Annotated in this window: 10 protein-coding genes; 6 read left to right on the top strand and 4 right to left on the bottom strand. The window is 43.9% G+C overall.

Annotation, left to right across the window (positions count from 1 at the left end):
* Positions 1 to 132 precede the first annotated feature (132 nt).
* Complete coding sequence (tyrS, locus tag AB4238_RS13475; RefSeq protein WP_371991804.1) at positions 133 to 1,329, bottom strand: tyrosine--tRNA ligase; 1,197 nt, start codon at positions 1,327 to 1,329, stop codon at positions 133 to 135.
* A 126-nt stretch (positions 1,330 to 1,455) separates the two neighbouring features.
* Between tyrS and AB4238_RS13480 the strand changes: the two genes are divergently transcribed.
* From AB4238_RS13480 to AB4238_RS13500, 5 genes are all read left to right on the top strand, one after another.
* The gene (locus tag AB4238_RS13480; RefSeq protein ID WP_372033890.1) at positions 1,456 to 2,856 is read left to right on the top strand and encodes a peptidoglycan DD-metalloendopeptidase family protein; all 1,401 of its coding nucleotides are present in this window, start codon (positions 1,456 to 1,458) and stop codon (positions 2,854 to 2,856) included.
* Positions 2,857 to 2,894: 38 nt separating this feature from the next.
* Positions 2,895 to 4,004, top strand: a complete 1,110-nt coding sequence (locus tag AB4238_RS13485) for an anhydro-N-acetylmuramic acid kinase (protein WP_372033891.1) — start codon at positions 2,895 to 2,897, stop codon at positions 4,002 to 4,004.
* A gap of 213 nt (positions 4,005 to 4,217) precedes the next feature.
* Complete coding sequence (aqpZ, locus tag AB4238_RS13490) at positions 4,218 to 4,913, top strand: aquaporin Z (RefSeq protein WP_372033892.1); 696 nt, start codon at positions 4,218 to 4,220, stop codon at positions 4,911 to 4,913.
* A 133-nt stretch (positions 4,914 to 5,046) separates the two neighbouring features.
* Positions 5,047 to 5,427 (top strand): DUF2750 domain-containing protein, encoded by a 381-nt coding sequence (locus AB4238_RS13495; protein WP_220739072.1) that lies wholly within the window; start codon positions 5,047 to 5,049, stop codon positions 5,425 to 5,427.
* A 68-nt stretch (positions 5,428 to 5,495) separates the two neighbouring features.
* Positions 5,496 to 5,939, top strand: coding sequence for a hypothetical protein (locus AB4238_RS13500; RefSeq protein WP_372033893.1), 444 nt, complete (start codon positions 5,496 to 5,498; stop codon positions 5,937 to 5,939).
* A gap of 186 nt (positions 5,940 to 6,125) precedes the next feature.
* Here the strand turns inward: AB4238_RS13500 and erpA are convergent, their stop codons facing one another.
* Together erpA and AB4238_RS13510 are read right to left on the bottom strand one after the other, a co-directional pair.
* Positions 6,126 to 6,476, bottom strand: a complete 351-nt coding sequence (gene erpA, locus AB4238_RS13505) for an iron-sulfur cluster insertion protein ErpA (RefSeq protein WP_020913868.1) — start codon at positions 6,474 to 6,476, stop codon at positions 6,126 to 6,128.
* On the bottom strand, positions 6,469 to 7,272 hold the full coding sequence (locus AB4238_RS13510; protein ID WP_372033894.1) for a DUF6776 family protein: 804 nt from the start codon (positions 7,270 to 7,272) through the stop codon (positions 6,469 to 6,471). The genes erpA and AB4238_RS13510 overlap by 8 nt, the downstream gene beginning before the upstream one ends.
* Before the next feature lie 66 nt (positions 7,273 to 7,338).
* Between AB4238_RS13510 and AB4238_RS13515 the strand changes: the two genes are divergently transcribed.
* Entirely contained in the window at positions 7,339 to 9,054 is a 1,716-nt protein-coding gene (locus tag AB4238_RS13515; RefSeq protein ID WP_372033895.1) for a chloride channel protein, read from the top strand.
* A gap of 26 nt (positions 9,055 to 9,080) precedes the next feature.
* Here the strand turns inward: AB4238_RS13515 and AB4238_RS13520 are convergent, their stop codons facing one another.
* Complete coding sequence (locus tag AB4238_RS13520) at positions 9,081 to 9,893, bottom strand: hypothetical protein (protein WP_372033896.1); 813 nt, start codon at positions 9,891 to 9,893, stop codon at positions 9,081 to 9,083.
* Between the last annotated feature and the right edge of the window lie 486 nt (positions 9,894 to 10,379).

The following is a 10,379-nucleotide window of genomic DNA, read 5'->3' on the forward strand; positions in this document are numbered from 1 at the left end:
GGCTTGCTACTTCTACGTTGAATAAACTCATAAGGGAATAACCATTATGTCATTACTCACTTTGAATTAGCCTGCCTTGAATTAGCTTGCCAAAAACGCTCTGAGTAGATCAACTTCTTATACTGATTGGTATTATACCAAAGTGATTTTAGCGAACTTGCGCTTACCCACTTGGAAAACACCCGTTGTGCCAGCCGTTAGCTGCATACGTGTATCTTCAATCTTGTCACCGTCTATCTTCGCTGCGCCTTGCTTGATCATGCGCATTGCATCAGATGTAGAGCTAACCAGACCCGCTTCTTTTAGTAAGTTAGCAATCGCTATTCCTTCACCTGCTGCAATTTCTAACTCTTGAATATCGCTAGGAAGTGCACCTTTTTGGAAACGGTTGATAAACTCTTGATGGGCAGCGTCTGCTGCAGCTTCATCATGGAAACGAGCAATGATCTCTTTAGCTAATGCAATCTTGACATCGCGCGGATTAGCACCAGCTTCGATATCCGCTTTAAACTGTTCAATCTCAGCCAATGGACGGAATGATAGCAATTCAAAGTAACGCCACATCAGCTCATCAGAGATCGACATGATCTTACCGAACATCTCTCCGGCAGGCTCACTCACACCAATGTAGTTGTGGGCAGACTTAGACATCTTCTTAACGCCATCAAGACCTTCTAGCAGCGGCATCATGATCACTGTCTGTGGTTTTTGACCCGATGACTTTTGTAGCTCACGTCCCATCAGCAAGTTAAACTTCTGATCGGTACCACCCAATTCGACATCTGACTCAAGTGCTACTGAATCGTAACCTTGCAGTAGCGGGTACATGAACTCATGAATCGCAATCGCTTGACCAGAACCATAACGCTTCTTAAAGTCATCACGTTCCATCATACGCGCAACAGTCTGCTGCGATGCTAAACGGATCATACCCGCTGCACCAAGTGGCTCTAACCAGCTAGAGTTAAATTCAATACGGGTTTTAGCAGGGTCTAAAATCTTAAACACTTGCTCTTTATAAGTCTCGGCATTAGCAAGTACTTGCTCACGCGTCAGTGGCGGACGAGTACTGTTCTTACCACTAGGATCGCCGACCATACCAGTGAAGTCACCAATCAAGAAGATCACTTCATGACCTAGCTCTTGAAAGGTACGCATTTTGTTCAAAATAACGGTGTGGCCCAAATGAATATCTGGCGCGGTTGGATCGGCGCCAAGTTTGATCTTTAGTGGACGACCCTCTTTTAGCTTCTCCAGCAGATCCGCTTCAAGTAAAATTTCGTCAGTACCACGTTTAATTTCTGCTAATGCTTGCTCTAAATCAGCCATGTCGGCGGTTACTCCTGGGAGCCTAATCATAAAATCTGGGGACTAATGTTACTTGTTAGCCAGCACAAATGAAAGTGTGTACACTAAGGGGATCACTAAGAAAGAGCGAATTTGGTACCAAGGTCAATGGGAAAGGTTATAACTTTATTTAAATTACTGCCAAAATTACATCAAATACTCCTTTGTATCTTAGTTTTTGTCACCCTAATTATTGTGTTAATACCGTCAGATGATGTTCAAGCATCGAAACAAACGGTGTCATCTAACGGTGAGTATGGCTTAAATACACGTTATGATGTGCCTTTAGCATTTCGCACACCGACTCCTCCAACCGGTTCTGATTCAATCAATCAGCAAAATGCAGAGGCTCGAAAACAGCCTTTGGCGCAAGCCTCTTCCCGTCATCAAGCGCAAACAGAACAAACAACAGTAGATGTTGAACCAGTATTAAACGAAAAACATTTTCAAGTTAAGAGTGGTGACACCCTTGCAGCACTCTTTAGCCGTGCAGGTTTAACCGCAAAAGATGTCTACGATGTCACTCAATTGCCTAAGTCCAAAAAGAACCTGCTTAAAATCATGCCTGGCGATGAGTTAGTGATTGCGAAAAACGATGATGGTCAACTGGTGCAGCTTCGCTACCATTTAGACAAGATCTCAACCTTAGTCGTCAACCGAGTTGATGATAAATATCAAGAGAGCATCAGCACTAAGCAAGTTGAAATTCGCAGCAAGTTTGCCAACGCAACCATTGAAAATAACTTTTGGAATGCCGGTGTTGCTGCTGGGTTAACCCCCAATCAAATCATGCAACTGGCGACCATATTTGGTTGGGACATTGATTTCGCGCTCGATCTTAGGAAAGACGACAGCTTTGCCATTTTGTTTGAAGAGGAATATGCCGACGGTGAGTTTTTGCGTAACGGTAATATTCTAGCTGCAGAGTTTACTAACCAAGGTGATCTGTACACTGCGGTGCGTTATAAAGACGGTAACTATTACTCTGCTGAAGGTCGCAGTATGCGCAAGGCGTTTTTGCGCTCACCGGTCGACTTTAAGTATGTAAGCTCAAGCTTTAATCCGCGCCGCTTGCATCCGGTTACAGGCCAAGTGCGAGCTCATAGAGGGGTCGATTACGTTGCCGCGGTTGGCACGCCAATTAAAGCAGCGGGTAAAGGCCGCGTAATAAAATCAGCCTATAATCAGTACAACGGCAATTACGTTTTTATCAAGCACAATGACACCTATACCACCAAGTACCTGCACCTTAAAAAGCGTAAAGTGAAAACAGGCGCCTCTGTTAAGCAGGGACAAATTATTGGTACTTTAGGCTCTACTGGCCGAGTCACCGGTGCTCACCTACATTATGAGTTTATAGTCAACGGGGTGCATCGTAACCCTCGCACCGTTAAGCTGCCAAAGTCACAAGCGATTGCTAAAAAAGAGCAAGCCCAGTTTGCTATTGTCAGTAAAAAGCTAATGGGTGAGCTTGAACACAATAAACAAGTACAGTTAGCATCACATTAGTGTTTGCTCAATCAAGGCTAACAGAAGAGATCAATACTATGAATAAAAGCTATTATATTGGTCTAATGTCAGGCACCAGTATGGACGGTGTTGACGCGGTACTGGTTAAATTCAGTGGTGATACGCCATCTTTGATAGAGCATCACTCAGAAACGATCCCCACGGCGCTGCTAACAAACTTACAAAAGCTTTGTTTACCTGGCAATGATGAGATTAACCGTTTAGGTCATCTCGACCGAGCGGTAGGCAAGCTGTTTGCAAAAGCGGTCAACGTTCTGCTTGATAAAGCTGGTATTGATAAGCTTGCTGTTATTGCTATTGGCAGCCACGGGCAAACGGTTCGCCACATGCCCAATCTTGAGATGGGCTTTACCCTGCAAATAGGTGACCCAAATACTATTGCTGCTGAAACTGGTATTGATGTAATCGCAGATTTCAGGCGTAAAGATATTGCCCTTGGTGGTCAAGGCGCGCCGCTAGTGCCAGCGTTTCATCAACAGGTATTTGCCACGCCGAAACATAAACGTATTATTTTGAATATTGGTGGTATCGCCAACATTACCTATTTGCCCGGCAACACAGATGCCGTCACGGGATTTGATACCGGACCAGGCAATACCTTAATGGATGCCTGGACCCAATATCACCAAGACTTACCTTATGACAAAGAGGGTGCTTGGGCCAAAACGGGAACGACCGATGACAAAATGCTACAGCATTTGTTATCTCATCCTTACTTTGCCTTAGCGGCACCTAAAAGCACCGGAAGAGAGTTGTTCAATCAAGCATGGTTAGAGCAACAACTCGCCGAGTTTAGCTACCTTAGTGACGCCGATATTCAATCAACGCTGCTTGATTTAACTTGCTTTAGCATTGCCAATGACACATTAGCATTATCAACAGCAGGCGAGATGTATGTCTGTGGCGGTGGGGCTTATAATACCGAGCTCATGTGTCGTCTAAAACAGCTTTTACCTCACTATAAAATTACAACCACCGCAGAACTGGGCATTAATCCACAATGGGTTGAAGGTATTGCCTTTGCTTGGCTAGCGATGCGCTTCCATCTAGGATTACCAGGTAATTTACCGGCTGTGACTGGTGCGAGTCGTGCAGCATTGCTAGGCGGCAAGTTCAGCGCGCTTTAGTGTATAATAGACTATATTACACCTGCTCAACGAATCCCCCATCACGCTTGCTCACTAAGCGAGCAAGCGTCATTTCGTTCATCAAATTAACATTTATTGAATTTATGCTTTATATTCAATAGCGAATGCGCAATTTATATATCAACCCACATAATGGATTTACGCTGTTAATTCATTGAGGTATGTCGGTCAAATCAACAAGGATTAAGACTTATGAATATATCTCAAAAAATGGCGGCTGAGTTTATCGGCACCTTATGGTTAGTGTTAGGTGGCTGTGGTAGTGCAGTGTTAGCCGCGGCTTTTCCGGAGGTTGGCATTGGTTTACTGGGTGTAGCTTTTGCATTTGGTCTGACTGTATTGACCATGGCCTACGCCATTGGCCACGTGTCAGGCTGCCACCTAAATCCAGCGGTATCCGTTGGCTTATGGGCCGGAGGCCGTTTCCCAGCATCAGAGCTTGCGCCCTATATTATCGCCCAAGTATTGGGTGGTATCGCAGGTGCAGGTATTTTATATCTGATAGCATCTGGTCAAGATGGCTTTAGCCTAGCTGGCGGCTTTGCTTCTAATGGCTTTGGTGAACATTCACCGGGTGGATACAGCTTAACCGCGGCGCTGGTGTGTGAAGTAGTAATGACACTCTTTTTCCTTATCATCATTTTGGGCGCAACCGATGAGCGCGCCCCCAAAGGCTTTGCACCTATAGCGATTGGTCTTGGCCTTACGTTGATCCACCTGATTAGTATTCCGGTAACCAATACTTCAGTGAACCCGGCTCGAAGCACTGGACCTGCGCTGTTTGTTGGTGATTGGGCACTGTCTCAGCTTTGGCTATTTTGGGTAGCGCCGATTATTGGCGCCATACTCGCAGGCGTTATCTATAAGTTCTTTAACCCAAAAACATAGCATTCCCCAAAACAGAGCCGATTCGGCTCTGTTTTCTTTTTCATTCCGGCATGAAATGTTACTATCCACAGCAATTCGGCGCATTGCGTGCATAGCTTACGCTCGCCCCCTTTAAAATGAAGAGACGTACACCATGAGCAACAAAAGCAAAAGCTTAAAGCAAATTACTGAAATGACGCCAGAATCTCGTTACGACTACCTTGTTGAGCAAGTTAAAGAGCACAAAACGTTATGGTCATTACAAGATCTAGACGGTTGCGTAATGCTTACCACCGATGATGAAGACTGCATCCCGATGTGGCCAACAGAAGAAGCTGCTGCACTTTGGGCTGTTGATGACTGGAAAGATTGCCAAACACTCGCAATTCCAGTTGATGAGTGGTTAGAGCGTTGGGTTCCGGGTATGCAAGATGACGACTTGTTTGTAGCGGTATTCCCTGTACAAGATGATTTAGGTGTAGTGATCCCACCTTACGAGCTTGAAGAGCGTTTAGCCCCTAAAAAGCGTCACTAATTACTATCGCTTTACGGCTAGCGATTTAGCTAGCCTTTATCCCTATCGCCTGCAAAAGAGATTAAAAAGTGGAAACCAATAATACCGCTAACAATACTGCCGCACCGACCAAAGTGAGCATGCCGAAACGGCTTATCGCTCTACTTGCTTTTTTAGTGATAATTTCAGTCAGTGGTTTGCTTGCCAAACAAGGGGTATTGTTTTGTATATTAACCCTATTCATGGTGCTGGCAATTATCGGCAGACAAAAAGCGGCATTAATCATGTTGCGGGTATACACCTCACTGCAACTCGCTATTGTTAGCATATTGCCTGTCGTATTGTACGATCCAGAGAACCTTGCGGCTTCGGGTCCTTCAAGTTTTGCTATCGGTAGCTTTAAAGCTCAAGTGCCAGACTGGATAATATTTAGCATATTGATTGTGTTAGCGATTGTACAAGTGTGGATAGCCTTCAATCGTAAGGTTAGCCTGTACTTTAATCGTGAAGTTAATCTCAATATTATGCGCTAAATAGGAGGCCGTAGCTCTTTCGAGCTTAGTTGTTATTCGAGCTCAGTAACTTTCAAGGCTTAAACGATGATGCTTAGCTAGCTAACTGACAGCTCTACAGCTCCTAGCAGACACAAAAAAGCCGTCTATATGACGGCTTTTTTAATGGGCGGAACTCAATCCGCCAGTTATCAGTAAGCTATTTGCTTATACTGAGAAGCTTGCACCACAACCACAAGTCGTTGTCGCGTTTGGATTCTTCACGAAAAAGCGTGATCCCTCAAGGCCTGAAGTGTAATCCACTTCACCACCAACAAGGTATTGCAGGCTCATAGGGTCAACAACTAACTGAACACCCTGCTTCTCTACAGTAAAGTCACCTTCGTTTACTTTCTCATCGAAAGTAAAGCCATATTGGAAACCTGAGCAACCACCACCAGTTACGTATACACGTAATTTAAGGGCATCGTTTTCTTCTTCATCAAGCAAGGTTTTTACTTTTAATGCAGCCGCATCAGTAAAGCTAATTGGCAAAGCATCTTCAGCTTGTTCAGTCATTACTACCTCTTACATCTATTTGCTGTGCAGAATTATCTAATACCTGACCGTTTTGTTCAAGTAATATGCTCTGCTCATTTTCATTCACAAGTAATTCTTGTGAACTATATTCCTGTTCAGTCTGTGACCCTTTAGTCCAGCGACTTGCTGGTACAACGACTTTAGCCTTCACTCTAGACAAGATGAAGCCTTCAGGTAAAGTGAATTCTGTTTCTAGCACCTGAAAATAGGTAAACTTAAATTTAAATGCTGCTTCACTCAATTCAGATAACTGAATGGTCTTAGCTTTACCATCTTGCAGGCCAATAAAGCTCACTTCACTGCGCCCAGACACTGAACGACGGCGTTTTTCAAGTTGAGTTAGCACCAATTTAAGCCGGTACTGACGTGGTAACAGCTCTGGCGTTAACTCTAAACCATTAATCGCTATGCCTTCTGCACTATTTTCTGGCGCCATCACGCTACGGTAAAATGCCAGCTCACGGGAAAGCTCCTTCTGCTTGCCCTCTTGCTCAACAAACATGGCTTGCATGTTGGAGTTTGCTGCCTTTTCCAAAGCCAGTTCAATATTTCGCGCGGCTAATAGGTCTGCTTGCTCTTTTAACTGTGCGGTAAACTCAGAGGTTCTATCAGCCTGTTGTTCGACTTCAGCAGGAAAGTAACGTGTACCAACATCAAAACACAAAGCCCCTAAAACAAAGGCTGTCAGCACTAATAAGAATAAATATGTACCAGAAGTTCGAAATTGTCGCTCTATCACTTGCAAGCGATCGAGCCAACGATGATAATTTGCCATTAAGTAACAGCCCCTTAATAAAAGAATCACACTTGAAAGCAAATGTGACAATCAAAAATTTTGGAAATGTCTGTGTATCAAACAATCGTAAAAATGCAGCAGCAAGCTAAAAAGTACCTAAGAACTGAACTTAAAGACACGCTTTCTCAAGCGAAAGTCAGTGTTCAGCTGTGTCTACTTGCATTGCTTTTTGCCTTGTTTGCATCAGGTGTCATCCTGCTTTTTCGATTGCTCTTAGTTTGGTTTGACACCTATACCCAGACTCAAGCTCTGAATTTTACGGATATCATCGATGACTGGCGAGTGTTATTGCCGCTTTTCGGATCTTTTTTGATCTGGGGCGTAGCAAAAATGGGATCTAAACGATATAAACGCATGGGAATTGCCTATGTAATTCACCGCGTTAAATTGCATTATGGCAAAATCCCGTTGCAATCAGCCCCCGGTCAGTTCTTTCAGGCTTTGTTCGCCTTAGCCACTAACTTCTCTGTTGGTCGTGAAGGCCCAGCAATTCATCTTGGTGCCGTTAGCGCCAGTGTATTAGCTGAAAAATTCAAACTGCCCGATAACAGTGTCCGTATTATGTGTGCCAGCGGTATCGCTGCGGGTATCGCTGCCATTTTCAATGCGCCGCTAGCAGCGGTTATTTTTGTATTTGAGGTGGTGTTACGCGAATACAAAATTCACTACTTTTTCCCAGTAATGATCTCAGCAATTTGCGGCGCATTAACTAGCCAGATTGTTTTTGGTAATGTGCATGAGTTCGAGCAAATCGGCGTCGCTGTGATCCCACTTAGTCAATATCCATTGCTGGCTCTGTTTGGCATAGTACTGGGCTGTATTGCGGCCTTTTTTAATCGCTCTTTGCTAAGCATTACTGCAATAGGGCAAAAATGGCCACTGATGCAGCGGCTCCTACTGGCTGGTGCTATCACAACACTCGTTGGTCTGGCTTTACCGCAAGCAATTGGCAGTGGCGAACTCGCCATCGCCGAAACCATTAGTGAACACCCAAGCATTTTGTTTTTAAGTGCAATTTTGATAGGTAAAATGATAGCCACTATTGCGGCTATTGGACTTGGGATCCCCGGCGGATTAATCGGTCCTTTATATGGGATAGGTGCCCTGCTAGGTACAATACTCGGCTTAATTTGTGCTATGTGGTTCCCATCGATTGCACCTTATATTGGCCTTTACACCATTATCGGTATGACCGGCATGATGGGGGTTTGTTTAAGTGCTCCGCTAGCCGCTCTAGTCGCCCTGATAGAATTAACGGATAACGCTTCAATCATTTTGCCGTCAATGTTCGTCATTATTCCTGCGTTCTTAATTTCACACCAAGGGTTTAAAACTAAATCGATATTCTTCAAACAGCTTGAAATAATGGGGCTTGGTTATAAGGTTGCTCCAGTGAACCTAGGTCTACAAAAAGTTGGCGTGCGCCATCTTATGGATAAGCGGTTTGTGATTGTTCGCGACGATGATGAGTTGCTATTAGAGGTGCTAAAACGCGCTGAAGGTCGTTCAGTATTAGCGCGTAATACCAATGACGCTGTCGAGATGATCCAACTTGAATTGCAAGCCAGTGATACCGCCACCACCTTAACAAGACATCCGATCCAAGGTATACCAGACACCGCCACCCTAAATGAAGTTTACCTCACTTTATCTAAAGAGCGCCGTGGTGAAGTTTACATCTACCAAGAACACCAAGAAAATATCGTTGGTGTGATTAACTGGGCGATGCTTCAAAAAGAGATCCGTTCAGGACAAGTGTAAACGACAACGCTCAGCTTAGATTGCGATTATCGCGATAATCGTTTTTGAAGTAAGGCCAAGAGTAACAAGTATATCGTTGCGGCAACAAATGCCAACACAGTCCCCAACCCCAAGCCTAGCGTTGAATATAAATGAGCAACACACACGGCATAAATTAACAAACTGCCCAAGCCAAATGGATAGTGCTTGATAATGGTGTGCACCTGCCTACTACCGTATGTAAGGTGAATAATGATTAAAAATGGGAAAAGAGTGATAGGAAAGGCTGATAGCAACCCAGACCAGTTCGGACCAATTAGTTTTGCCACGCCAGTAATAGCAATAACAATTGCCGCTGCTGCGATTGCACGGAGCAATAACCCCCGCCCTTTTAACGATGTTGTTGCCACTACTCTTGTATCTTGAATTTTCCTGAGCAAGTAACCAAACACAAAAATAGCACTTATTGATAATAACACGCTCGGAATTATCGCCAGTTCAAACCGAGTCAATAAAAGCCCAACAAAGAGAAAAGCAATAATGCTGCACAACGACGAAATGCTGGCGTTCATCGGCACTGATATCTGTTTAACACTATTATCCAATGCCAAAGAGACTTGATAGTAAACATAAACTAAAACAAGCGAAGCGCTAAAGCCTGATAGGGTAAACACGGCGCTGTTAGCCGCAAATTGCTCACCATTCTCTAGCCCAATATAGAAAAGGGCAATAGCCGTTCCTAATGGGTACCCCGATAAGATCCCTGCAACCTTGGGACTGACATGTTCAGCGATGAAAGAGAGGCCGAGCACTGCAAAAATAGAGACTACAATTTTTGAGATAAAAATCAGTTCAAACATCGACTAGGCCTTAAATACATCACCTCAATTGAAGCTAACCTTCACATAGCCGCGATTAAAACTCCACCCAATAATCACCTCCTTATCAACTAAATGGCTCTAATCTCGATAAGTCAGCGGCTCTCCTAGCAAGCTATTGCAGCAAGTTCAATAACTGAGCAATGGTAATCTCTCGCATCAATCTTCTATTTAAACGAACGAATTCACCCTGAAAATGCCAAGTACCTTCTACAAAATAGGTTCTTTTAGAACTTTTTATAACTTTTTACAGGCTATAGATCACATTTATCTGTAATTTTACGATCTCAATCGCTGATATAGCTTTTGATAAATATAAAAAACATCAGAGCCCTATGTATCGCTCAAGCACGCGAGTCATAAAGAGCACGATACAACGAGGGCGCTATTCCGTTTGTAAAAATAGTACCAATCAATATAAAGATTTGATCGCTTAGCGAGAATTTAGTGGCTTTGAGGTAAGGCAAT

It is taken from the genome of Shewanella sp. 10N.286.45.A1 (assembly GCF_041470405.1).
Taxonomy (GTDB): Bacteria; Pseudomonadota; Gammaproteobacteria; order Enterobacterales; family Shewanellaceae; genus Shewanella.